Origin of the sequence: Citricoccus sp. SGAir0253 (assembly GCF_005877055.1) — a bacterium.
Lineage (GTDB): Bacteria > Actinomycetota > Actinomycetes > Actinomycetales > Micrococcaceae > Citricoccus.
On record NZ_CP039426.1, the window covers coordinates 44,930 to 69,481 of the forward strand.

General features: G+C 65.7%; 16 protein-coding genes and 2 pseudogenes. 11 read left to right on the plus strand and 7 right to left on the minus strand.

Translation table 11 applies throughout. The features are described 5' to 3' along the window. The first annotated feature begins 12 nt into the window (after positions 1-12). From E7744_RS15435 to E7744_RS15460, 6 genes are all read left to right on the plus strand, one after another. Positions 13-1,374: a chromosome partitioning protein ParA gene (locus E7744_RS15435; RefSeq protein WP_137775236.1), complete on the plus strand. Its 1,362-nt coding sequence runs from the start codon at positions 13-15 to the stop codon at positions 1,372-1,374. 427 nt (positions 1,375-1,801) lie between these two features. Beyond that, positions 1,802-2,062: a hypothetical protein gene (locus E7744_RS15440; protein ID WP_137775237.1), complete on the plus strand. Its 261-nt coding sequence runs from the start codon at positions 1,802-1,804 to the stop codon at positions 2,060-2,062. Between the two features lie 782 nt (positions 2,063-2,844). Continuing rightward, entirely contained in the window at positions 2,845-3,255 is a 411-nt protein-coding gene (locus E7744_RS15445; RefSeq protein WP_138424649.1) for a hypothetical protein, read from the plus strand. A 116-nt stretch (positions 3,256-3,371) separates the two neighbouring features. Continuing rightward, positions 3,372-4,127, plus strand: a complete 756-nt coding sequence (locus tag E7744_RS15450; RefSeq protein WP_138424650.1) for a MarR family transcriptional regulator — start codon at positions 3,372-3,374, stop codon at positions 4,125-4,127. A 931-nt stretch (positions 4,128-5,058) separates the two neighbouring features. Beyond that, positions 5,059-5,889: a ParA family protein gene (locus E7744_RS15455; protein ID WP_246858712.1), complete on the plus strand. Its 831-nt coding sequence runs from the start codon at positions 5,059-5,061 to the stop codon at positions 5,887-5,889. Between the two features lie 80 nt (positions 5,890-5,969). Continuing rightward, positions 5,970-6,410, plus strand: a complete 441-nt coding sequence (locus E7744_RS15460; RefSeq protein WP_137775239.1) for a hypothetical protein — start codon at positions 5,970-5,972, stop codon at positions 6,408-6,410. 203 nt (positions 6,411-6,613) lie between these two features. Here E7744_RS15460 and E7744_RS15465 read toward each other — a convergent pair whose 3' ends face one another. Next, positions 6,614-7,186, minus strand: a complete 573-nt coding sequence (locus E7744_RS15465) for a recombinase family protein (protein ID WP_137775240.1) — start codon at positions 7,184-7,186, stop codon at positions 6,614-6,616. Positions 7,187-7,401: 215 nt separating this feature from the next. Here E7744_RS15465 and E7744_RS15470 point away from each other — a divergent pair. Further along, a pseudogene (locus E7744_RS15470) lies at positions 7,402-8,002 on the plus strand (recombinase family protein). Here E7744_RS15470 and E7744_RS15475 read toward each other — a convergent pair. From E7744_RS15475 to E7744_RS15495, 4 genes and pseudogenes are all read right to left on the minus strand, one after another. Then, entirely contained in the window at positions 7,979-9,871 is a 1,893-nt protein-coding gene (locus E7744_RS15475) for an ATP-dependent endonuclease (protein WP_137775241.1), read from the minus strand. The pseudogene E7744_RS15470 and the gene E7744_RS15475 sit on opposite strands and share 24 nt — an antisense overlap. A gap of 131 nt (positions 9,872-10,002) precedes the next feature. Next, positions 10,003-13,290: a type ISP restriction/modification enzyme gene (locus E7744_RS16010; protein WP_210417241.1), complete on the minus strand. Its 3,288-nt coding sequence runs from the start codon at positions 13,288-13,290 to the stop codon at positions 10,003-10,005. A 499-nt stretch (positions 13,291-13,789) separates the two neighbouring features. Next, positions 13,790-14,045, minus strand: a pseudogene (locus E7744_RS16350) (recombinase family protein); the annotation flags it as partial. Between the two features lie 451 nt (positions 14,046-14,496). After that, positions 14,497-15,366: a F510_1955 family glycosylhydrolase gene (locus tag E7744_RS15495; protein ID WP_137775242.1), complete on the minus strand. Its 870-nt coding sequence runs from the start codon at positions 15,364-15,366 to the stop codon at positions 14,497-14,499. Between the two features lie 410 nt (positions 15,367-15,776). On the opposite strand from E7744_RS15495, the gene E7744_RS15500 reads away from it, so the two are divergent. The 4 genes from E7744_RS15500 to E7744_RS15515 all read left to right on the plus strand — a co-directional run bounded on the left by E7744_RS15500 (position 15,777) and on the right by E7744_RS15515 (position 19,547). After that, positions 15,777-16,109 (plus strand): heavy-metal-associated domain-containing protein, encoded by a 333-nt coding sequence (locus E7744_RS15500; RefSeq protein ID WP_137775243.1) that lies wholly within the window; start codon positions 15,777-15,779, stop codon positions 16,107-16,109. Between the two features lie 47 nt (positions 16,110-16,156). Then, positions 16,157-18,349: a copper-translocating P-type ATPase gene (locus E7744_RS15505; protein ID WP_137775244.1), complete on the plus strand. Its 2,193-nt coding sequence runs from the start codon at positions 16,157-16,159 to the stop codon at positions 18,347-18,349. A 34-nt stretch (positions 18,350-18,383) separates the two neighbouring features. Continuing rightward, a complete protein-coding gene (locus tag E7744_RS15510; protein WP_137775245.1) occupies positions 18,384-19,079 on the plus strand; it encodes a DUF305 domain-containing protein in 696 nt (231 codons plus the stop codon). 255 nt (positions 19,080-19,334) lie between these two features. Then, positions 19,335-19,547 (plus strand): universal stress protein, encoded by a 213-nt coding sequence (locus E7744_RS15515; protein WP_137775246.1) that lies wholly within the window; start codon positions 19,335-19,337, stop codon positions 19,545-19,547. Positions 19,548-20,116: 569 nt separating this feature from the next. On the opposite strand, the gene E7744_RS15525 is transcribed toward E7744_RS15515, so the two are convergent. Both E7744_RS15525 and E7744_RS15530 read right to left on the minus strand, forming a co-directional pair. Next, a complete protein-coding gene (locus E7744_RS15525; RefSeq protein WP_137775248.1) occupies positions 20,117-21,166 on the minus strand; it encodes an IS110 family transposase in 1,050 nt (349 codons plus the stop codon). 819 nt (positions 21,167-21,985) lie between these two features. Further along, complete coding sequence (locus E7744_RS15530) at positions 21,986-24,517, minus strand: glycoside hydrolase family 65 protein (RefSeq protein ID WP_246858715.1); 2,532 nt, start codon at positions 24,515-24,517, stop codon at positions 21,986-21,988. Between the last annotated feature and the right edge of the window lie 35 nt (positions 24,518-24,552).

Here is a 24,552-nt window from a genome sequence, read left to right on the forward strand (position 1 = left end):
CAGGAGGGACCCATGACCAGCGAACCAGCAGCATGGCCGAAGCTCCGGGCCATCATCCGGGAGGACGGCACCGGTGAACTCACCATCAACGGCACCTCCCGCCCCGTGGACGGCACCGACTCCACCCAAACCCGACGCCACATCATCAACCAGGCCCACCAGCTGGCCATCCAACACGGCCGACCGGTAGCCCTCCGGGCCGCCGAGGGCGACCGCGAATACTCCCTCGTCATCGACGTCAACGGAAGCGTGGAGGAAATGCCCACAGACAACGCGCGACCCATCATCACCACACCGCCCACCCCAGCGAAGACGACCCCCACACCGCCTCGCCAGGAGAGCACCCCGATCCCCAACCTCCGGAACAGCGCGCCCGAACCTCCCCAGACATCCTCCGAGGAACTGCCCAGCCTCCCGGCCCGGGCCAGCCTGCGCGAGACCACCTTCCTGGTCCCGGACCAGACCACCGAGCCGGCCGGGAAGGGCTGGCGGGCCGCCCTGAACCGGCTCGGCCTGGCCGTCCCACCCTCCGCTGCGGAACTGGCCGAACGCGAGGACGTGCGCACCGTCTCCCAGCACTGGCCCGGCCCCCGGACCGTGGCCGTCGTCAACCGCAAGGGCGGGGCGAACAAGACCCCCACCGTCGCCCTGCTGGCGGCCGTGCTCGCCCGCTACGGGGGCGGGCCCGTGCTGGCCTGGGACAACAACGAGTCCCAGGGCACCCTGGGCTGGCGCACCGAACAAGGCCCGCACACCGCGTCCGTGCTGGACCTGGTGGACTCTTCCACCCGGTTGCTCTCCCCCGAGACCTCCACCGCCGACCTGGCCCACTTCGTCCACCACCAGCCGGCCGACAAGTACGACGTGCTGCACTCGGACGGCAACGACGAGGGCGACCACGAGGTCACCGCCGAGGAAGTCGACATCGCCCACCAGGTCGCGTCCCGGTTCTACCGGATGATCATCATGGACTCGGGCAACACCGCCCGCTCGGCGAACTGGCGGCGGATGATCGACCACACCGACCAGCTCGTCGTCCCGGTCACCGCGATGGAGGACCGGGCCGAGGCCGCCCTGCTCACCCTGCAGACCCTCGAGTCCCGCGGCGGCCACGACGCCGACCTGGCCCGAGGCGCCGTGGTCATCGTCTCCGAATCCACCGACGCCGCCCGCGGACTGGGCGGGGACGCCCTGAAGCGCGCCCGCGCCGAGGCCGCCCGCATCGCCGAGGGGTTCACCCCGCTGGTGCGCGCCGTGGTCCGGGTGCCCTACGACCCGGCCCTGGTGCGCGGGACCATCCGCTACGACGACCTGCGCCCGGGCACCCAGCGGGCCTGGCTGGGCGCCGCCGCGGCCGTGGCCCAGGGGTTCTGAGGCACCCGTGGACATCCACCTCCCCCTGCTCACGGTTGGCACAGCGACGTTCCTCGACTGCCGGGCCCCGACCGGTCACACACGTACGTTGCAGCCGGACGCCAAGAGACACGCCGAAGAGGCCAAAATTTTCTCGGGGTTTTTGCAGCAGTCCCATGTCATAGGCACCATGGAAAACAGAGGCGTTGGCGATAATGCCTCTGTTAGCGACATTGGGGATAGCGGAGGCAGAGCCCGAGGGTCATCCGGGCCGGAAAAGCGTCGAATATGCCGGTTTCCGAATCTTATGAAAGCCTCTATTGGAACCAGCGACTACATTGTCGGTGTTGTCGCTAGAAGTGGCATTGGGGCTAATAGCCGCAGGTTCCACAGGCGTCTCAATAGAGGCATTTGGACATGGGCAACTTCCCCGCCATTACTGGGATCCATGGCTGAATCCCACGGTGGTAGTTTGGCTCCTGGCGGGTTGTTACAGGCCCTGCAGATCGACCAGCCAGCGAGAAAGACAACGGACATGCCTGATGTGAAAACACGCAGCAACGCCCCCAAGGGTGAGCGCGAGTTCGTCGCCACACGCATCCCTGCGGCCGACAAACCCAAGCTTGTGGAACGAGCACGACAGGCTGGCCTGAGCGTCTCGGAGTACTTGGACCGGCTCATCGCTGAAGACCTGAAGAAGGCCGCGTGATGTCCTCCGAATAAACGAATGGGCCCGCCGTAGCGGGCCCATTGGATCCGGGTGGTTCCTGCCAGAACCATCACGGCTGTCACATCCCCCAACAACAAGTGGCCTTGCAGGGCCACCAGCCCAGGAGGTGCGGTACAGAACAGATAACCATTTGCAGGAAGCACCACCGCTCACAGTCGCCAAACCATCGGCGGTAGGTGTCCGTTGTTGTGTCCCCGGAAAGGAACACCGCCATCGTAGCGCACCCTTACTCAGCGCTGCCAGAAAAACCCATCCTTCGGCGAGCCGTGCCCAACCCCGGCCCCGCAGAGGCATGGGCAGCGCTGGCACCCTTGCTTGCTGGCCGCCCACGAGTTCGACTTTCTCGTGACGGCGGTCGGAACTATCCGCTCCGCAACGAGCGGGACCTCACACTCACCCTGCCGACGCAGCCGGCTGCTCCCCTGATATATGCCTCCGACGGCACCTGCCGCACGCTCTGCCTGGACTTCGACGCTAAGGGCCCCAACGCTGAGCGCTCGGTACTAGCCGACGTGCATACCGTCTGCGGACTACTGCACGAGTCAGGAGCCGCTTGGATTCGCGATCGTTCCCCCAGCGGAGGCCGCCACCTCTACGTGCCTCTGGCAGAGCCACTGGCCTTCCACCGTGCACGCGAGCTCGTCGAAGCGATCGCGCTCATTGCGCCCACCCTGGACCCATCCCCGCACCGCGGCATCCGTCACGGATGTATCCGCATGCCCGGCGCCGTCCACCGCTCTGGCGGACACCAGGAGCTCGAGATGCCCCTGGACCACGCCCTCGCCGTGGCCTCCCACCCCAACGGCTCCGATGCGATGGGCCGACTCTGGGATGCCCTGATCGAGCAACGCCGTCTCGTCCGTGCCGCACGCGAAGTGGAGGAGGGCACCTGGACCGAAGCCACTACCCTCTCCCATCAGGACGATGAGCGTCCACTGGAGCCGGCCAGAGTGTCCAGCATGTCCGCGGACATGCTCCGGACCGCGACCGACGGCACCTGGAACCGCAACCGGTACTGCTCTCCTTCCGAGGCCCGGCAGGCCGTTCTGGTCAGCGCCGCGGGCGCCGGACTGCAACTGGTTGATATCCAGCGACGAATCCACAGTGGCATGTGGCCTGGACTGGCCCAGTTCTACTCCCGCTACTCCCCCCACACCGCCAGTCAGCCCTGAAGCGCGACTGGGTAGAGGCCCGAAGGTACGCCACCAGCAAGTCGTCGCATACCGTCCGCAAAACCAACACAAGCCAGCTTTCTACACAGCGGGGGGGCCAACCAGACTTTCAATTCGTGCGCACCTGGCTGAACGCGTTCTCCGCTTCTGAGCTTCGCTACGGCAACGACCGGCGAGGGTTGACCAAGCGTCTCGTATTGCGGGCCGTAGCCGAGGCGTGCATGAAGTCAGGCAGCCGCCTCGTCTCCTTCGGAGTCCGCTCCTTGGCCGTTGCCGTGGGGACTGATGCGGGCACAGTGTCCAGACACTTGAAAGAGCTCACAGCCATGGCCGCTCCCCTGCTCCGCCTCGTCCGGCGTGGCCGAGGGACGGAGGCAGACGCCTACGAGCTGGTCATTCCGGACCACCTGCAACATGCTGCCGAGAGCCGCTCTTGGAGGCCAGGCAAAATCCACGCTTTACGGCCTGTCTTCCGTGCATTGGGAGTGCCTGAAGCGCTCGTGTTTGAGGAGCTAGAGCGCGCTGGAAACCCAATGCCGGTGAAGACTCTGGTCCTGCAGACCGGGCTTTCCCGTTCCGCGGTCAATGATGCGCTGGCCGTACTGGCGTCCTGGCGTTTGGTTACCGGTATCCATGGTGTCTGGAGTGTGGTGGCTAACGCAGATTTAGACGAACTGGCCGAGCACCTTGGGATGGCCGAGGAGGTTGCCGCCCAAGTATCCCGTTACCGCGCGGAGCGCGCCGAATGGCACGCGTGGTTGCAGGCTCGAGCGGTGGCGCAGTCGGCCGGGTACCTTGATGATTTACAGTTTGGGTCGTTGCTCTGGGAGTTAGCCGAGCCGCCGGATGAGACCGTCGTACTAATACGCTGATCCCTGGTCGCCGCTCGCCACTCCCCCACTAGAGTGTCGCGTTCCTACACCTAGTACCGGGTGACGACGAAAACAAAAAGACTCTATTGCCGATAATGCAGGCCTTGTCTCCAGGGGCGATATTAGAGGCATTCTGGGCGGTCATTGCTGGCAGCGGCCTCAAAACTGGTGTTATCGCCCATCGCTCTTCTGGAGACAACAGAGGCATTTAGCACTGCATCAACGGGAGGTAATGCCTCTATTGACGGGCTGCGGGCAAGGAATGACCACCCCGGAGGTAAAGGCCTCCATTTTGGACCATATCGGCTATAGACAACAGAGGCATTGAAGCGACCGCAGACAGCTCGGAAGAAATGCCAGCAGTGTCACTATTGTCTCCAGTATCAGTTCTGGTCTCCCGCGGTGTTCTTGCAAAGCCAGCAATAGAGGCAATATTTTGCGCCGTGAATAGCTCCGATTGCTAGCAGCCACGGAGTCAGTGGCGAGGCAAGCCCCGAGGATAGTAGAGGCAATTAAACGAAAGGACACCGTCCTGTAGGGAACCCCGCATGCTTGCCGGCATTAGGGCAAGTAAGACGGCTTTTATGCCTCTAATATGCCTAATGGAGGTATTTATAGCTGATCCCTGAGCGGTTAGACGCAATAGAGGCACTCGTACTCGGGGACCTTATAGAGGTATTAACTTTCATCCGTATCACCGGCATTGTCGCCCCCATCCCCAATGGAGGTATTACCGGCAATATCTATAATGCCGGTAATACCTCCATTGCCTGCCTGTTACAAGCTCGGCGTGTCAGGGCGTGGGTAAGGGAAGCGCGGCATAGTGTTGTCAGCATCAGAACCCCCGTGGGGGAGTGGAGATGAGCCCTGCCAGGCTCCCGCTCAGCCCCGGGCAGCAAACCATTCGCGATTTGTCATACCCCGGAGATCCATGACTGAAGTTAAGGCCGAGATGCCGCCGAAGGTGTTGGCTGTGGCCAACCAGAAGGGCGGGGTCGGAAAGACCACCGTGACGGTGGGACTGGCAGAAATCTACGCCCTACACCAAGGACGAAAAGTCCTGGTCGTCGACGCTGATCCCCAGCGCAACACCACTTCCGCGTTGGGCGTCACGGATCCCGAGTTCACCCTGAATGACGTGCTCTACGGTGACCCGGACAATAACCAACGCATTCATCCTGGCTCGGCCGCGGACGCCATCGTGCCGGCCGGCATTGCCTGGCAGGCCGGGATCGGTACGCTTGACGTCATAGCCGCGGAGCGCAACTTGGCTATACGAGAGCGGGACTCAATGATCGCCCGCGAGGCCCGTCTCCGAACTGCCCTACGCGGTGTGGCCGAGGAATACGACGTCATCCTGATCGACTGCCCTCCATCACTGGGCATGCTCACCGTCAACGCACTCACCGCCGCCAATTACGCTGTGCTCGTCACCGAGCCCAGGGTGTCCTCCTTTGAAGGGCTCCTGGAGATCGCCCGCACCATGGTCGAGGTGGGGGAGGCATTCAACGAGAACCTCGGCATCGCCGGGATTGTTGTGAACAAGACCCGCAAAGGCCGTGTGGACCAAGAATCCTGGATGCGTCGCATGGTGGATGAGTACGGAGACCTCCTGATCGAGCCGGCTCTTCCGGATCGGGAGGCCTTCGCCAAGGCCCACGCCGAATCCCGGCCGCTGGTGTCCTTCGGTCCCTCAGTACAGGGCAGCCTCGATCCGCTGGAGCGGATCGCGAACAAGGTGTGGCAGGGGGCTGAACTGTGAGCACCGAGAATTCCCGGCGGGGGAGCGGAGTCGAGGGCGGCGCCTTGCTCCGTGGACTAAAGAAGGCTCCCAAAACATCCGTGGTCAGCGAGCTGGGCGGTCTCCCCCCGGCACCCGCTCCGGCCGCCGAGCCAGAAGAATTTAGGCAAGAGAAGCCCCAGACTGAACCGGGCGCGCAGCCAATACGGCGCGGACCGGACCCCGAGCCCGTCCGCCAGGTGGTCCCCGAACCGACTCCCCAGGTCAACCCTGCCGCGAAGCAGAGCAAACCGGCCAAGCCCAAACGCGAGAAGATCAGCTACTACCAGGACTCGGAGGACGCGTACCGCATCCGCGCGGCCCATGTGAACACCATCGCCCGGACTGGCTACAGGTCGCTGTCCGACTTCATCGCCAGCGCCGTGATGAAGGAGTGTGCCCGGTTGGAGGCCGCCTACAACGACGGCGAACCGTTCGCCACCGGCGGGGACCTGGTGAAGCGAGGTCGGCCGCAGCGCCTTGAGGACACAGACGACCGCTAATAGAGGATCGTGCTGCCAGAACGGCCACGGCTACGACCGTTGAATCAAGAATCCCGTTCGATCCAGCAACGTTCGCCGCGGGTACGTCCGGGGAACTAGATTGCCTGGTCTCAGGGACGGATAGCAGTGCAGTTCGCAGTTGAGTCCCGCATAGTGGATGCTCCTATCGGTGTCTAGAGGTTGCGAGGTGCGAGGCTCCTTGTTCAGGGCTTGGTCAGGTGCCGGTAGATGGTGGGGCGGGTGACACCGAATTCCCGGGCGATCTGCTCGACGGTGTGGGCGCGTTTGCCCTCCGCGTCGGTTTCCTCGTACATTTCGCGGGCCAGTTGGACCTGGCGCGGGCCGAGCTTGGGTTTCTGCCCGCCGGTGCGCCCACGGGCCCGGGCAGCGGCCAGCCCGTCGCGGGTCCGTTCGGACATCAAGGCGTGTTCGAACTCGGCGATCGAACCGATGATCTGGAAGAACATCCGCCCCAGGGCGGTGGAGGTGTCGATGCCCTGGTCCAGGACCACTAGGTCCACGCCGCGTTCCTGCAGCGTCTTGGACAACTCGATGAGGTTCTCCAGCGAACGTCCGAGCCGGTCCAGCTTGGTGACCACGAGCTGGTCCCCGGGCCGATTGGCCGAGAGCAATGCTTTGTCGAGTTCGGGCCGGCGGGCGAGCTTGCCCGAGGCGGTATCGAGGAACACCTGCTCGCAGCCGGCCGCGACCAACGCGTCGTGCTGGGCCTCGGGGTGCTGGTCGCGGGTGGAGACACGCCCGTATCCGATTCGCATCCCCAAAACGTATCACCACCAGGGTGGGCGTTACATTGCCGCGTACACGGCAAGCGTTACAGGATGCGCCGCTGGATCACGCGGCTTCCCAGTGAACGTAGGGAGTGTCTCGCGAACGATCGTTTCCGCAACAGCCGCTCCCGAGTGCGACCGGAACGCCGTGGAAGGCCTCCCGCTGCGCGGCCAGCGTTGGTTGCGGGACACTCGGGGTGGTCATGGGGAAGTTGATCGGGTATGCGCGGGTCTCCACTCGCCGGCAGGACGCCGACCGGCAGGTCGAGGACCTGCTGGCGGCCGGCGTGCGGGGTGATGACGTGTACGTGGACCATGGGATGTCCGGTGCCCGGGCCTCCTGGCCGAAGTTCGACCAGGCGGTGACCGCCCTCCAGGACGGGGACACCCTGGTGATCACCACCCTGGACCGGTTGGGGCGATCCACGCCGAACATGCTGGCCTTCGCCGAGATGCTCCGGAACCGGGGAGCGGGGCTGCGGGTGTTGAACCTGGGCGGGGGAGAGGTGGCCACGCACATCCCGATGGGCTCGATGGTCTTCACGGTGATGGCGGCTCTGGCGCAGATGGAGTGGAGATCAGCGCGAACGCATCACCGACTCCGTCGCTAAGCGCCGGGCGGCGGGCCAGGACCTGGGCGGCCGCCGGCAGACCTTCACCGACTCCCAGATCCGCAGCGGCGCCCACCTGGTCGAGTCCGGCCAGCCCGCGGGCCAATTAGGTCGAGGATTGGGGCCGTCAAGCTTTCCTCACCTTCCCTCGGGGTTGCGCTATTTGAGGTTAGTTGGCGGCATTAATAAGTGACCGAACGCCTGCAACCGGTGCCAGCAACCGGCCCGAAGGGTCGACGGAGCAGTTTTCTGAGACTAGGGCGTAGGTCGCGGCGTTCTTGTTCCCCACACCCCGACCGCTGGTGATTGTGCTCTCCAGCTCCGTGTTCCACTCAGGCCAGTCGTCGTCGATGACGCTTTCCAACGTGTCGGATATTGCCAGCAGCTCCGGCGAAACCAGTCCCTCGGGATAGTCCTCCTCCTCCACGTCGAAGTACCTCAAAATCGCCCGGTTGTCGTTCTTATGTTGTTGAACTGCATTACGGATATCTCTTGTAGATTTATTTTTCTTCTCCATGCGGCTGGCACAGCCGGAGTCGTTGTCAAAGACGGTTAACGTTGGAATTCCCAATTCGCTCAAAATGGCGTGTGGGATATAGAGGTGGTCCTTTCCTTGAGCGGCTGCCACGGAGATGCCGTCAATGGCTAGGTGCCGATCTCGCGATGCGATGCCCTCGAATACCGCTTTATCCCCGTCTCCCTCTACGAGCAACACGGCGTCCGCGAATAGGGCCTCGGACAGGTGTTGGGTGCAGACGAGATCCCATCTTGCGGTGATCACCTTCGCATCGACGTAGCCGTCCAGCTTCTTGGCCACGGCCTCGACAGTGGCCCGTGTGATTGTGACCTCGGCGTGGCTGTCGGGATCTGAGGAGGTTCTACGGACCCGCCGGATTTGGTCAAAGTATCGTGCGTCAATGAAGTAGGGAGAATGGGTGGCGTAGGAGATCTGCAGCCCATTAGAAGAAGCCGCGGCGAGCGATCGTAGGACGCTAGAGAATGCTCGTGCCTGAGTCGGATGCTGAAAGAGCTCCGGTTCCTCAATGGCCAGACAAATGACGCTTTCGGGGGATTCTTTTGTGCCCCGGTTGGCGAGCATTTTCAGGCTTGAAATCAGGAGGGCTCGTTGGAAGCCGTGACCTTGTCGGTCCACATCTGTCTCTGTCAGTTGATCAACGACGCTGACGCGAATCTTCGATGCCTGGGGTTTCAGCTCAGGTTGTTCCGGCAGCAACCGGATCTTACGACCGGTGGTGAACGCCGCAATCTCCTCACTGAGATCTGTTGCCAGGTCAGTTAGCTGCGAGGTGAGGTGTTTAGCGGCGATTTCGGTGCGTTTCGTTGCCACTTCTTCCGCAAGCGACAAGAAAGCCGCGTCGGCGTTGGTTCGGTCGACCGTCTTTTCCAGGATGCGGCTAATGATCGTGCCCTTGCTGTCCACGCTCTCTTCGTGAGCGCGCAAATCAGCCGTGACCAGAACGAAGTCGAAGATGCCGGAGAGGACGTTCCGTCCGTTGAAACCGAAAAGATGGTTCCCGCCCGACTCCGATTCCTGGAGCTGGTCGGAGTGCTCTCTTTCCCACTCTTCCATGGCCGCCTCGGTCTTCGGGGCGGAGGACCATTTGGGGAGGTTGAGGCCTGGGTGAGATTCCAGGACCTTTGCCCATGCGGTCTTCATGTCCGATGCCGAGGAGGCGCTTCGAACCTCCTCGAAAGGCAGGAACACAAAAGCATTCCCCGTCATCTTGTCTTCCCCTGGCGTCCAGGTGCGCCAGGCGGTGAAGGTCTCGGCGGACGCCGGTGCATACTTCTCACCGAGAGCCTCCCGGTCCGTGGCGGTCAGACCGTCAAACGTCACTCGTACCCGGACCTTTAACTCAGCACTGCCAGACCATACATCCCGTTCATCAAGCGAGCCGCCATTGAAGAACCAATTCAGAGCTCGAAGCACTGAGCTTTTGCCGGCGCCATTGGGACCGATGAATGTGGTGATGGCGTCGAAATCAATCTCCACGCTATTGAGGCACCGAAAATTTTCAATGCCGACAGATTGGATACGCAAAAGTCCTCGCTAGATCAGTGACCAGTTGGGTGATTGCCTCAGAGCCTGCCCCCGCATGAAGGATTCCGGCTGGCGACACGGGCTTGCCTCAATAAGCGCAGCAGCCAAGCCCGCTGCACTGCGATAGTGGCTTAGTCGATTAACCGGGGGTGCTCTGTCAGATCAACAGGGCTGGAATCTCTCTTGATCGTCTTCGGGACCTTTCGTTCTGCTGCGGATGGGGCCGGGAGATCGGATGCAGCAATGAGCGGCCCGGAGAGGACCTGTACCAGCAGGTCTGCCTGGTCAGCGTATTTGTCGACAGTCGCGGTCAAGACCCGTAGGAGGTCGAGCAACTCGTCGTTCCATTCGTCTTCCCATTCGGTAGGACGGATCCTGTCGAGGGGCTTGGCAGCCTTGCCGGCGGCCTTCCCGATCCCCTTGCGAGTTCGGGCGCCCAACCACTTGTCGAGGACATTCATCCCTGACACCTCGAAGTGGCGGACTGCGGGAATCACGCCTCCCACGACTCCGTCCCCGACATGAAGCTGGTGTGCGTTCGCGTCGTATTGCACGGCTTTCATGTCTTCGGGGATGGCCGTGACTGGTTCGAGCCAGACCAGACCATCACGGCGCGGCACGCGCCCGTGTGGGCGGTCCTCGGTGGTAAAGCGCGTCCCGAAAGTCTGGAGCCAGAGAAGCTCTCGGCCTAGGTCGACGGCTCGGGAGAATAACTGTGGATCGTTGGTGATCGGGACGTGAACGGGGTCGTTCTCGAGCTGGTCGTGGAACGTCTCGGTGTACCCCGGATGGGCTAAGACGGCGTAGCAGTAGGCCAGTAGGTCTTCTGGACTTATGGGGTCGCCGAGTGCCTCTGCAAGTTTGGCCAGCAGCCCGGCGGTGATGTTCGCTTGGCTGCACTCCGCGTCCCGGTAGAGAGGGATAACGTCCTTGCCTCCGAAAGAGCCTCGGAAATAGTGCAGGTCGGGGATGCCGACCGAAACCGTTGCTGCTGGGCCGTTGCTGATACGAGCCGTCCAAGGCGACACCAGGAAGATCTGCTGGTCCGACAGCCCCTGCCACAGTGCCGGTCGTTCAAGGTTGGCTAGGCGCGGATCATCGAAGGTCCACTGCTGGTCGAAAGACCGCCACCCCATCCGCACGATTGTCTGGGCCGTCGCCCCCGCGGGTAACTCGGCCAATGGTGGCAGGGAGCCGACCTTCGTATGGATATCTCTTCCGGAGTGTCCGTCTACAAATTTTTCGGCCCGCGTATCAGCACTTTCATCGACAAGAAGCTCTGTCCACCGCCGCTTCAAGACGTCGCGGGAAGGTGCGACGGGCCAGGTGCGGTTGTACTTGATTCCGGGCTGCTGCCAGGGGAACAGATCGACCAGCGATGGCATGGCTGACCACTGATTGTCTGTGGCCACAGGGATGAACCGCTCACCGTTGGGTGCGTCGAACTCGGTCCAACCGTCTGTGGGATCGAGGCGGTCGATCTTATCGAGTTGGTCGAACTTTTCCTGGCGTGACCCCCGGAATCGACGGTAGAAGATCTTTGCGGTTCGGCTGGCTTTGCCGGACTTGACGAGGGTAACGATAGCCACCGGGGACTGGATGTCGAACACGTTGTCTTCCTTGCGGGCGCCGCGTCCTTCGCCACCGAGGTCCATCACCCAGATTTCACTGGCGGTCTCAACGGCCAGTTTGCGCAGACCTAGGAATGCTGGCCCGTCCAGCCAGGAGGAAGCGGTGATGAAAGAGACGACGGCCTTCTCCTGCGGGTCCTGCTGGAAAGCCTTCCAGATGGCCCAGCGCCAGAAGTAGACGTACATGTTGTACAGCGACGCTTGGGCGGAGAAGATGACGCCAGCATCCTGTGCCGGCTTGATCACGTCGTCGAACAACGGGGCTTTGCCGTCCTCGCGGTGGACGACCCACCCCCCGCTCTCCGAAGTGACCCGGTCATAGGGGGGATTGCCAATGGCCACAGTGATCTGCTGCTCGGCCTTGATTTTCCTGGCTTGTTCGGCCGCCTCGGCGAGGACCTTGGCATCACCGAACAGGCCAGGGCTGGCCGGCGTGTGTGGGTCTTCCAGGGTGTCGGTGAGATACACACCGATCTCATCTGCCTGGAACGCCTGTCCCTGGGCCTCGGCCAGCCTCTGCCCAACGCGCAGGTGAGCGACGGAGTACGGGCCGGGCAGAAGCTCGAAGGCGAGGACATTCTTGGTCAGGTTCTTGGCGACCTGGCGGGCGCCAGCCGGGCCGCGTTCCTCGAACGCGGTTTCCACAGCCTGGTCGATCACTGCCAGCGGGTACGTCCCCGAACCAGTAGCCGGGTCGAGGGTCACCACGGACTTTGAGCCGAAACCCAGCGTCTGGCCGAACCGATTGCGCAACAGGTGGTCGACGATCCTCACCTGGCACTGCACCACGCTCATCGGGGTGTAGTAAACACCAGCCTGCTTGCGCGCTTCGGGATCGTACTTGGCCAGGAAGTCCTCGTAGAACCACAGCCATGGTTCACCGCGGGAGTCCTTGGAGGACTGGATGGCTGGCACATCGAGGCTGGAAATCAGCCGAACGATCGCCCCCAGTTCCGGGCCGATGTACTCGGTGAGCTTCGGGATGCCGATGATCGGCCCCAGCGCCGCGGCCAGCACATTGCGATGGGCGGTAGCCAGGGCGTCCTTGGCCTCTTCCAAGGTCACCGTCCCGTCGCTGTTGCGGTCCGCCTGACCCGACAGGCCCGCGATGGCCATCGCGTATGCAATGACTTGCGCGACGTCACTGGAGAACTGCGTTGACGACGTGGTCTGGTGGACCGTGCCGTCCCAGGCGGCCTTGGCGTCCAAGACGGCCTGCACCTTGTGCTCCAGGCCCTCGTCCAGCCGGATGCGGATGAACCGGGCCAAAGGCGCCAGGCGGTCGGCCAACTGGCTGACCCGCCTGATCGGGCTCACCTTAGCCAGGACAAATTTCTGCAGGAGATCGAGTAGCTGCTGGTGATCCCATGATTCAGGAGATTCGAATGGCAGCTCACATTCAGCAGTCGGCGCGCCGGCAATGTACAGGATGGCGCGCTCACCATTGGTGACAATCAGGGAGTCGAGCTGGGCGAGCAACTCCCACTGGCCTTTTTCTCGTCCTCGCCACTTCTCCCCGATAAGAGTGTGCCCGGGAGCTTTCAGCTCTATCCATCCGCAGGGCTTTCCGTCGATGGTGGCCGCGAAATCCGGTCTCACGCCGTCCAGTTGGGCCTCACGGATCAGACTCAGGGTGCCCAGCCCATTCTCTGCGGCGAAGGCCTTGAAGAAGGTGGCCAGAGGGATCGTGAGCTGGGCCTCGGGTTCGGCCGCAATGCTGTAGCTGGTGGCACTTTGGACGTCCGCGGAGTAAGCCTGCGCCAAATTAGAAATTGCCAGTTGATCCATGCCCTGTGATGCCCCCGTGCTCTGCCATAAGGTTCCAAGTCAGCTTAGAGGGCCAGGTCAGCTTTGCTTGTCCGGTCAGGCTTGTCTCGGGCATCGGGCACATAACCACAGACCTGTCCGCTGAGCATTCAGGGAGCATGGATAGACCCGGCACGCCCTCTCTTCCCAGCCGCCCCACTCCGGAGGTACTTTGAGATCCGCGCAGAGGCTCTGCGCGGATCCTGACATAGGAGCAGAACCGGACATATGAAAACAATCCGATATTTCAGTCCATCGTTGCGCGGGATAAACCTGCGCAAGATGGTATTGAAAGGATTGTCATATGAAAAGTCCGGAGTCCTTTTTCCCTCCGCCTGAAGGCTCGTTCATCGAGGCCCTTCGCCTCGCGACCGTCTACATGGAGTTCTTGGTAGCTCTCTTTAGGCTGATCCAGACGCTTTTCCTCTAATACCCCATGGGAGGCCTCCACTACGGAGGCCTCCCATTTATCCGAAGAGCACGCGAGGTGCCATACGCCGAGCCCGCGCTCGTCCCGGTCATGGATGAGGTTCAGGGTATCCCTCACGGTGCGCCCCAGCCGGCTCAGGGTGTGCACGACGATGACACCCCCTCCCGGGCCTGGTCTAGGGCGGCGTGCAATCCGGGGTGGTGGGTATTGGCCCAGGATTCTTGTCGATGTAGATCCGACCGGCCACGATCCCTTCCTTGCGCAGAGCATCGATCTGCCGATCCAAATCTTGTTTTGTACTCGACACCCGCGCTTACCGCCCCAAGGGCACAACGTATCGAAAGTCGGCTCTGTACGAGTCTGGTGGGATGACGTTTCGGGTTTAGTTCTGGAACGAAATTCCATGGCGTGTCGTCGTCCTAGGTCCCTGCCTTGGGGAGCGTTCCAGTTCCAATGAACTGGGACGGTCGCTGCCGATCAAAAGTCGGCGGCACGGAAGTCAGGAGTCGCCCGCGGACTTTGACGCCGGGAAGCCTGCCCAAGGGTGTTCCGTATGGCGCACCGTCGCGGGACGGGCCACCGGACGGGTCCTACGGGATCATGCCCGAGGCGTGCTTGAGCGTACCCAGGCCAAAGACGGGGGTGTTCGGTGGGGGTTCCTCCTATTGGAGTACAGCCGTTAGGTGGATCTGACCATCCACTGAGTCGTGCGGTTCAGAGCGCGCCACGGCATGGCTGGCGAGAGGGTTGCCTGCGCCTCATAGGAGCGGTTCAGTGGTCTTCCCGCCGTCGGTGGTACGGAGCACGCCCGAGCCGATGACCATCAGCGCTTCAACCTGGCTGCCGTCGGCGGGCCCTGCTCCCAGTGCGGACACCGTGCCGACGGGCTGTTCGCTGGACGTCCACGTGTCCCCCGCGTCGGGGCTGGTCAGCAGGTACCCGTTGGTGCTGGCGCCCACGACAGTGGTGTCGTCGGCCCAGGCGACCAGTTGCACTAGGTGAGGGGTCTCCAGGGTGGTCCAGGTGGCGCCGTGGTCGGTGGAGCGCAGCATTCCGGCTTCCGTGGTGGCCAGCACGGTCCCGGTCTGCGGGGAGATCGCCAGGGCTGCCGGGGCGGCGGGGATCGCCCGGTCCTGCCAGGTGCGGCCGTCCGCGCTGAAGCGCAGTTGGCCGTCGAAGCCCAGGATGCCGTGGGGGCCGGCGGCCAGCGCGTGGAAGTCCGATGATCCTCCTCGGGACAGGACCGTCCAGTTCTGCCCGCCGTCGGTGGACTCGGCCAGGCCGAGCGGTTCGGGCAGGTCCGTGCCGGGCGCTGGGTGCCCGGAGGCGAGGTAGCGGCCCTCGGGGGTCTGGGAGAAGCCCATGAGGTCCACGACCGGGCCGACCTGGGTCAGCTGCTGATCCTGGAGGCGGAACAGTCCCTGGTGGGTGGCCAGCAGCACGTGTCCTGACCGGGAGTCCCGGGTGATGGCGTGGACATGGGTAATGGCCGTCCCGGCGCTGGGGGAGCCAGTGCCGGCCGCCGGGGAGGCGGTGGTGGAGCTCGGGGAGGCGCAGGAGCTCAGGGCGCCAGCGCCCAGGAGCGTCAGTGCGCCAGTCAGCACGGCTCTGCGGTTCAACGAGATCATGGATCCTTTCCGCCCCGGCGAACGCCTCAGGGCCACCTGCCATTATCGGCCCCCCGGCCACGGACTCCTCGCGGTGTGCTTTGAAGATTCGATGAAGCTTCCCTCCCACGCGGCCGGGGATGGCGGCCGTGGGCCCGAAGGGGGCGAGACTGCAGGCATGGAGTGCCCCAGCTGCCCGTCACCGGGCTGGCCCCTGTGGTTCGTCAAGGCCCTCGCGCAACGCCCCGTGGAGCACCCCGCCGCCGGGGGCGGCGCGTGGAGTCCCGGATCGGGCAGCGCGCCGAGGGGGCGATGCCGGTTCATCGGTAGCGAACGCCTGCGCCCGAATACTTGCAAGGTACCCCGGGGGGGTATATACCGGGGGTGGAGATGTTGTCCTGCATCGCCTGTTTCAGCTCAAGGAGACCGCCATGATCGAACCCACCCGCGCCCCCCTGCCGATGGCCACCAGTGGTTGCTCGTGCTGCTCCCCGGCCGGCGAGGCCGCGGCTCCTCTCGGGCAGGAGACCACTGGTATGGCCCGGTCGCCCCAGGGCGCCACGACGTATCAGGTCGAGGGCATGACCTGCGGGCACTGCGTGGGCACGGTCGCCGATGCGGTGAGCGGCGTGGACGGAGTCGAGGACGTCCGGGTTGACCTCGTCGCCGGCGGCGCCTCCATGGTGGCCGTCACCGGTCCGGCCCCGGCGGCTGCCGTGCAGGCGGCCATCGAGGCGGCCGGGTACCGCGTCCTGCCGTCCTGACCAGTCCCATCGACGTCGGCGCCGTGCCGCCAAGGAGAAGGAATGCCATGAACGCCTCGCACCACCACGATCATCCGGTCGGCCATTCCGCCGAGCCCGCTCATCCGGACGCCGATACCCATGGCCAGGCCATGCCGACGGGCCACGTGCATTCGGCCGTGGATGAGGACCACCAGGTCCACAGCCATGGCCAGCACGCCGGGCACAGCACGGCCATGTTCAAGCACCGCTTCTGGGCCTCGCTGGTGCTGTCAGTCCCGGTGGTGGTCTTCAGCCCGATGGCCGCCCACCTGTTGGGCTACCACCTGCCCGAGTTCCCCGGGTCGGCGTGGATCGCCCCGGTGCTGGGCACGGTGATCTTCGTCTACGGCGGGGCCCCGTTCCTGAAGGGCGGCTTGACCGAGCTGCGCTCCCGCCAGCCGGGGATGATGCTGCTGATCGCCCTGGCCATCACCGTGGCCTTCGTCGCGTCCTGGGTCACCACCTTAGGTCTGGGCGGGTTCAACCTGGACTTCTGGTGGGAACTGGCCCTGCTGGTGACCATCATGCTGCTGGGGCACTGGCTGGAGATGCGCGCCCTGGGGGCGGCGTCCTCGGCTTTGGACGCCTTGGCCGCGCTGCTGCCGGACGAGGCCGAGAAGGTCGTGGACGGGGATACCGTCACCGTGCCGATCGCCGAGTTGGCCGTGGGCGATGTGGTGCTGGTGCGGGCCGGGGCGCGGGTCCCGGCCGACGGGACCATCCTGGCCGGGACCGCGGAGTTCGACGAGGCGATGATCACCGGGGAGTCCCAGCCGGTGCTGCGCCAGGCCGGGGACACGGTGGTGGCCGGCACGGTCGCCACCGACAACACCGTGCGGGTGGAAGTGGCCGCCATCGGCGCCGACACGACCCTGGCCGGCATCCAGCGGATGGTGGCCGACGCCCAGGAGTCCTCCTCCCGGGCCCAGGCGCTGGCGGACCGGGCCGCGGCCCTGCTGTTCTGGTTCGCCCTGGTCGCCGGCATCCTCACCGCGATCGCCTGGACGTGGCTGGGCAGCCCGGACGATGCGGTGACCCGGACGGTGACCGTGCTGGTCATCGCCTGCCCCCACGCGCTGGGCCTGGCGATCCCGCTGGTCATCGCCCTGTCCACCGAGCGCGCGGCGAAGGCCGGGGTGCTGATCAAGGACCGGTTGGCCCTGGAGCGGATGCGCACCATCGACGTCGTGCTCTTCGACAAGACCGGCACCCTGACCGAGGGCGCCCACGCCGTCACCGCGGTCACGACCATGCCCGACGTCTCCGAGGCCGAGCTGCTGGCCTACGCGGCTGCGGCCGAGGCCGACAGCGAGCACCCCGTGGCCCGAGCCATCGTCACCGCCGCCGCCGAGCACCCGGAGGCCGCCCGGATGCCCAAGCACGGGACGGACTTCAGCGCCGCCATGGGCCGGGGGGTGCGCGCCACCGTGGACGGGGCCGAGGTCCTCGTTGGCGGGCCGAACATGCTGCGCGAGCTCGCCCTGGACACCCCGGAGCAGATCATCGGGACCACCCGGGCCTGGGTCGACCGCGGGGCCGGGGTGCTGCACGTGGTCCGGGACGGCTCCGTCATCGGCGCGGTGGCCGTGGAGGACAAGGTCCGCCCGGAGTCCCGGGCCGCCGTGGCCGCCCTGCACGCCCGCGGGGTGAAGGTCGCGATGATCACCGGGGACGCCCGCCAGGTCGCCGAGGCCGTGGGCGCGGACCTGGGCATCGACGAGGTCTTCGCCGAGGTGCTCCCGCAGGACAAGGACACCAAGGTCAATGACCTGCAGTCCCGCGGGCTGAGCGTGGCCATGGTCGGCGACGGCGTCAACGACGCGCCCGCCCTGGCCCGCGCCGAGGTCGGCATCGCCATCGGCGCCGGCACCGACGTGGCCATGGAGTCCGCCGGCGTGGTGCTGGCCGGCAATGACCCGCGGGCCGTCCTGTCCATGATCGAGCTCTCCCACGCCAGCTACCGCAAGATGATCCAGAACCTGGTCTGGGCCGCCGGTTACAACATCCTCTCCGTCCCGCTGGCCGCCGGGGTGCTCGCCCCCATCGGGTTCGTGCTCTCCCCGGCGGTCGGGGCGATCCTCATGTCCGCCTCCACCATCGTGGTCGCCCTCAACGCCCAGCTACTGCGCCGGACCGACCTGGATCCGGCCCATCTGGCGCCCACCACCCCCGAGGACCGGCGCCCGGCGAGACGCGCCGCGCCGGTGGCCACCCACTGAACCGAAAACCGACACCCCAAGGAAAGGCAACTGCATGAAGCACACCACCACCCTGAGCGCCCTGGCCCTGGCCGCAGCACTGGCCCTGACCGCCTGTGGCAACACCGAGGGCGGCGGTGACGGCGGCACCGAGACCCCGCCCGCGCCGGCCGCCACCACCTCGACCCCGGCCGCCACGACGGCGGAGGCCTCACCCACCGCCACGGACACCGCCATCGGCACCACTGAGGAGATCTCCGCCGAGCACAACGACAAGGACATCATGTTCGCCCAGATGATGATCCCCCACCACCAGCAGGCCGTTCAGATGAGCGAGATGCTGCTGGCCAAGGAGGACATCCCGGCCGACGTGGCGGACTTCGCGCAGGAGGTCATCGACGCCCAGGGTCCGGAGATCGAGCGCATGGACGCGATGCTCGCCGCCTGGGGCGAAGAAGCCGTGGGCATGGAGGACATGGGCAGCATGGACGACGGTTCCGGACAGGGCATGAGCGGGATGATGTCCGAGGAGGACATGATGGCCCTGGATAAGGCCAAGGGCACCGAGGCCGCCCGCCTCTACCTGGAGCAGATGACAGCCCACCACGAGGGCGCCGTCGAGATGGCCCAGGAGCAGCTCGACGCCGGCCAGAACCCGCAGGCCAAGCAGCTGGCCCAGCAGGTCGTCGACGCCCAGAAGGCAGAGATCGAGGAGATGGGCACGATGCTCCAGGACCTGCCCGCCTCCTGACCTGGACTCCCCGGCCGAGGGCGGAGGGCCCATCCGATGGGGGCCCTCCGCTCCTGTCCACGGGTGCGGTAAGCCACCACCCTGGCGCCAGGACTTGGCGTTCCAACGAGTTGGGGCGAGCTCCGTTCCCACCGCAAGCCCTGGATGTTGGTCCGGGCAGGGAAGTTCTGGCCCTTGCGAAGAAACACAGGCGGGGAAACACTAGGGGCAGCGGCGGTGGGAGAGCCGCCAGGGCGGTGTCCATGAGCGGGAACGATGTGTTCAGGTAGCCGTAACCAGCGAACTTGCCCAGGACGGCGCGGCCGCCGTGTTCCTCGGGCGGGAGCGGAGACTGACCTGCTCCTTGTTGGCTCGGGCGGCCTGGGCGGATTCACCGGGTTGTTGCTCGAATCGGTGTCCACACCGTGGGTTCATCGTTCTCCCTGCGCGGTCTTGGTCGTCCAAACACGGCGCGGCACGAGGGAATGAGCCGTCTCGTCAGTTCTCCCACACGCAAACTACCCGGAAGCAGAGTCCGTGACGGCTGACCACTCTTCCCACCATAGTCAGGCTCCCGGTGACCGGCTGGGCTCTTCAGGACACGGCCTCCGGGGCAGACTCCAAGCGTTGTGGCATGCGCTGGCCGGGGCGGTCGGTCTGATCATGGGGCTCCTGCCGCACGTCCTGCACCACATTGGGTTGCTCGCTGGGACCGCGCTGGTCGCTGGGTCGGGTGGCACCGCATTGTTCGGTGCGCTGGGACTCTTGGCCTCCATCCCGATGCTGGTCCGGCTCTACCGACGGTTCGGCAGCTGGGTGGCGCCGGCCCTTGGACTGTTGGTCTTCGCCGTGATGTTCTCCCTGTCCGCGTTCGTCATTGGGCCGGCCATCAGTGGCTCCGGAGCAGAGGTCGACCCTGGTCCCGCGCCCACCGTGGACCATACCGATGACCACACCGGCCCTGGACACTGACCTTCCCGTCAGGCGAGGAATTCGGAAGCCGGAGCTACCTTCGCCTTCTTGCCGGAGGGTGGACGTCTAGACGACCCTTCTATTGTTCAGGTCAAGAGGGTCTGCAGCTTCCTGAACAGTTGACGGGCGATGAATCGTTTGAGGCAGCGGCGGACTTCCCTGCGAGTCTTGCCCTCGGCGGTGCGCCGCTGAACGTAATCCTGGGTCTGCGGGTCGAACATCATCCGCGTCCTGGCGATCGTGTGCAGCGCCCGGTTCAGTTGCCGATCGCCGTGTCGGTTGAGCCGGTGCCGGACGTTGTTGCCGGAGGAAGCCGGGATCGGATTCACCCCGGCCAGCGCGGCGAAGGCAGCCTCCGAGCGGATGCGCCCATGGTGTGAGTAGGACACGATCACCTGCGCGGCGGTCACCGGTCCGAGCCCTGGCAGGTCCATGAGGCCCGGGGCCATCGTGTCCACGACCTCCGCGAGCTGTTCCCTGTTCTGTGTCAGGAGGGCCTGGAAGTCGTGGATGGCGCTGGCCAGCCTCTTGGCCTCACCACGAGCGATTCGGGCAGGCAGATCATCGCCGGAGCGGACCCTCCACCGACTGATCTGCGTGATCTGGGAATCGGTGAGGGCCTTGCGGGCATCGACGCCCAGATCGAGGGTGCGCAATAGCGCGGTGAGCATGAGCCGGTTGGCCGTGCCCTGGTGTTCCATCGCATCACGGGCGTTGAGCAGGACCCTCAGGGCGTCACGGTGACCTTCCGCTCGGGGTTCCAACAGGGCCGAGACCTCCTCGGCGAGCACCGTGCGGTCGGCCGCCACCGCGTCGATGTCATCGGACTTCCCCCGGCCGGCACGCGAGGTCCGGCGCGGTGGACGTACCTCGCAGACCTCCAGTGCGGTGGTGCGCAGCGCCCGGGTCAGCGTGGAGCCGTAGGAATTGGTGCCCTCGATAGCCACCAGAGTCCGTCCCGGCTCGCTGCGTCGGTCGATCCAGGCAATGGCGCGGGTCAATCCCGGCGGGCTCGTGGGGAACGTGGCCGTATCCATGACGAGCCCAGTCGCGGCCGCCAGGACGGCGTAGGTGTTGGTGCGGGCGTGGGTATCCACCCCGACGACGTTCGTGTACTCATCGCGGACGGTGCTCATGATGGGTTCCTTCCCAGGCCAGGACGCCGAATGGCCAGCCAGGGAGGGGATCACGCCGAGGCACATCTCTAACGAGTCACATCCTGCAAATGACTGCGGGACGGACAACCTTCTATCAGGCCACCGGTGCGGACCAGACCGGCCCCACGGGCCGGGTGGACATGTCGTCTACAGGACACTGCCCGAGCAGGTCGAGTATGCAGGGAGTCACGCCCGGTCCGAGGGAACCAAGTCTGGCAGCCAGCCTCAGGCTCGCCACTACCCATTAGAGGGGTATGTGGTGACCCGGTCGAAGATCCGCCCCGGAGGCAACTGATGACCGCCGGGCCCCGTGTCGATTTCCTGGGCTCTCGGGCCGGCTCGGCAAAGCAGCGACCGTTTGCGGGTCGGGACGCCCAGGCTCGGACAATTCCCCGCTAGCACAGACCCTGAGCTCACCTCTCCCCGGTTTCGCGGTAATCACCGGCGCAGGCCCTGGCCTGATGGAAGCGGCCCACCTCAGCGCCTTCGATCCGGCCGGAGACCTTGTGACTCCGGGTGTCGAGCCCGTGCACCAACAGTTACGGAGCACCTACCCGGAGCGGTCCTGGAGCCCGTTCCGTCCTTCCTCGTCACAGCCGCGCAGCCACTCGTGGTAGCAGTTCCTGCTGATGCCGCAGTAGCGGCATGTGGCCGAGACGTTGCTGCTGGTTCCTGGGCATGGTGGATCACGACCAGCCGGTGCCCGGCCTGGCGTTGTCGTTCGAGGTCCCGTCGAATCTTGGTGATTTTCCGAGAACCGGGCGACCCGAGTGTCAATCACCTCTGTCAGTTCTAGGCCTAGGGCCGACTGGGCACTGTCCCGGTGGCCGGTCCGCCCGGGTCGGGGCGGGCGAGCTCCAGGTCCCATCTCTGGCCGGGGGCGAGCGTCCTGTACTGGCCTTCGGCGTGGATGCGTACGGGTGCTGCCGAGCAGCGGTGCAGCCGGATGCGCAGGTGGTCTCCGGTGAGCTCGATGGTGAGGGGTTGGCCGCGGTAGCGCAGCTGGAAGGAGGCCGCCGCCAGTTCCGCGGGCAGGGCCGGGTGTAGCCAGAGCGCCTCGTGGCGGGTCTCGACGCCGGCGTAGCAGCGGATCACCATGTCGGCGGTGCCGGCCATGGCCCCGAGGTGGACGCCCTCGCGGGTGGTGCCGCCCTGGGTGTCGGCCAGGTCTGCCTCCAGGGCCTGTTCGAACAGGGACCAGGACGCCGAGCGGTTGGTGCGGGCCAGGACCCAGGCGTGGACCAGGCGGCTCAGGGTGGAGCCGTGGCTGGTGCGGGCCAGGTAGTAGTGGACGGTGCGCGGGATGATTTCGGCGGGCAGTTCGTAACCCAGGTGGGTGAAGACTTCGCGCAGCTCCTCGGCGGAGAACAGGTAGAACAGCATCAGCACGTCGGCTTGTTTGGAGAGTCTGTAGCGGTTGGTGCTGTCGCCTTCGGCCTGCAGGATCAGGTCCAGGCGTCCGATGTTGCCGTAGCGCTGGTGGTAGCTTTCCCAGTCGAACTCCTGCAGGGCCTCGTAGCCCTCGAACTGGCTGATGATCCCGTCGGCGTGGAAGGGGACGCGCAGTCGTCGGCTCTGGTGGTCCCAGCGGGTGAGTTCGGCCCGGTCCAGGTCCAGCTGGCGCCACAGCGGGTCGCAGTCATGGCCGGCCAGCAGCTGGACGGTGTCCAGGGCCCGGGCCAGTACCCAGGCGGTGAGCACGTTGGTGTAGGCGTTGTTGCGCAGTCCCTGCCCGGGGGCGTCGGGGTAGCCGTCGTGGTACTCGTCCGGGCCCATCACCCCGGTGATGTCGAAGCGGTCCTCGGCCGGGTCGTACTGGGCCAGGGCGCTGAAGAAGCGGGCCACCTCGATGATCAGTTCGGCACCGTGGTCGGCGAGGAAGCCCAGGTCGCCGGTGGCCTGGTAGTACTGCCAGACGCTGTAGGCGATGGCCAGCCCGACATGGCGTTGCCGGTGGGAGTTGTCGGGCATCCACTGCCCGCTGCGCAGGTTGAACAGGTGGTCGGGGGTCTCCTCCCGCCCGTCGCTGCCGGACTGCCAGGGGAACATCGCCCCGGCCAGCCCGGCGTCCCGGGCGGCCCGGCGGGCGGCGGGCAGGCGCCGGTGCCGGTAGAGCAGGTAGGCGCGGGTCAGTTCGGGGCGGTGCAGGGTCAGGATCGGGTAGACGAACAGTTCGTCCCAGAAGACGTGGCCACGGTACCCCTCGCCGTGCAGTCCCCGGGCCGGCACCCCGGCATCCAGGTCCGGAGTGGCGCCGGCGACGGTCTGGAGCACGTGGAACAGGTGCAGGTTCAGGGCCTGGCGCTGGCTGGGCCCGGCGCCCAGGGTGATGCCGAACCGTGCCCACAGTTCATCCCATGCTTGCTCGTGGCCGGCCAGCAGGGCGGGGAAGTCCGGGGCGGCGTGGATCCGCTGGGTGGCCTCGAGGGCCGCGGTGGACACGGCACGGTCCCGGGAGGTGGCCACGGCGGCGACCTTCTCGATCACCACCGGCTGTCCCGGTTCGAGCAGGACGGTGATCCGGTGCCCAGGGCCGCCGTCGTGGTGACTCGGCCGGCGGTGCCGCACCCGGGGGTCGGGGTGGACCCGGGTGCGGGCAGCGGTGGCCAGGTGGACCTGGGACTGGCTGGTGACGGCCTCGTAGAGGACGCTCTGCGCATCCAGCTCGGCGGCGGCCACCGGGACCAGGTGCTCGCCGGGCAGGGAGCGATCGGCGGCGACGTTGCGGTTGGCCACCGTGCCGTGCACCGCGGACTCGATCACCAGTTCCCCGGACCAGTCCTCGGCCACGACCGTGACCTCCAGGGCGGCCAGGTGCGGTTCGGCCAGTAACTGCAGTTGCCGGCAGCTCACGCGCGTGGTGCGCCCGGTGGCATCGCGGTAGCGATTGGTGCGGGTGAGCACCCCGCGGCGCAGGTCCAGGACCTGGTGGTGTTCGAGCATTTGCGCGGTGCCGGGCACCAGGACCGGCCCGCCCACGGGCTGGAGCGTCAGCCAAGTCCAGTCCGGGGCATTGACCAGATGCTCGGTCTCGACCTGCCGGCCCTCGCGTTCTCCGGTGAGCCGGTTGTAGATCCCGGCCAGGTAGGTGCCGGGGTAGTGGATCCCGTCGGCGGTGGTACCGGGCAAGGCCCCGCGGGTGGCCCAGTAGCCGTTGCCCAGCGTGCACAGGGCCTCCCGGGTGCCCTCCTGGGCCGGGTCGAAGTGGTCGTAGACCAGCTGCCACCCGTCCGTGGGGGCTTCCCGGGCCCCACCGCACCACGACCGGCCTGGTGCCTTCTCCGCGCCCGGCCTCACCCCGGGGCCCCGGCCACGGGGCGGGAGGCTCACGTGGGGCCCGGGGTGGCTGGCCGCGTGGCTGGGGG

Bases quoted from the DNA above. Each gene is read 5' to 3' on its own strand.
- E7744_RS15435 (WP_137775236.1), top strand. From the start codon at position 13: ATGACCAGCGAACCAGCAGCATGGCCGAAGCTCCGGGCCATCATCCGG.
- E7744_RS15440 (WP_137775237.1), top strand. From the start codon at position 1,802: ATGGCTGAATCCCACGGTGGTAGTTTGGCTCCTGGCGGGTTGTTACAG.
- E7744_RS15445 (WP_138424649.1), top strand. From the start codon at position 2,845: ATGCCCCTGGACCACGCCCTCGCCGTGGCCTCCCACCCCAACGGCTCC.
- E7744_RS15455 (WP_246858712.1), top strand. From the start codon at position 5,059: ATGACTGAAGTTAAGGCCGAGATGCCGCCGAAGGTGTTGGCTGTGGCC.
- E7744_RS15465 (WP_137775240.1), bottom strand. From the start codon at position 7,186: ATGCGAATCGGATACGGGCGTGTCTCCACCCGCGACCAGCACCCCGAG.
- E7744_RS16010 (WP_210417241.1), bottom strand. From the start codon at position 13,290: ATGGATCAACTGGCAATTTCTAATTTGGCGCAGGCTTACTCCGCGGAC.
- E7744_RS15495 (WP_137775242.1), bottom strand. From the start codon at position 15,366: ATGATCTCGTTGAACCGCAGAGCCGTGCTGACTGGCGCACTGACGCTC.
- E7744_RS15500 (WP_137775243.1), top strand. From the start codon at position 15,777: ATGATCGAACCCACCCGCGCCCCCCTGCCGATGGCCACCAGTGGTTGC.
- E7744_RS15505 (WP_137775244.1), top strand. From the start codon at position 16,157: ATGAACGCCTCGCACCACCACGATCATCCGGTCGGCCATTCCGCCGAG.
- E7744_RS15510 (WP_137775245.1), top strand. From the start codon at position 18,384: ATGAAGCACACCACCACCCTGAGCGCCCTGGCCCTGGCCGCAGCACTG.
- E7744_RS15515 (WP_137775246.1), top strand. From the start codon at position 19,335: ATGTGTTCAGGTAGCCGTAACCAGCGAACTTGCCCAGGACGGCGCGGC.
- E7744_RS15525 (WP_137775248.1), bottom strand. From the start codon at position 21,166: ATGAGCACCGTCCGCGATGAGTACACGAACGTCGTCGGGGTGGATACC.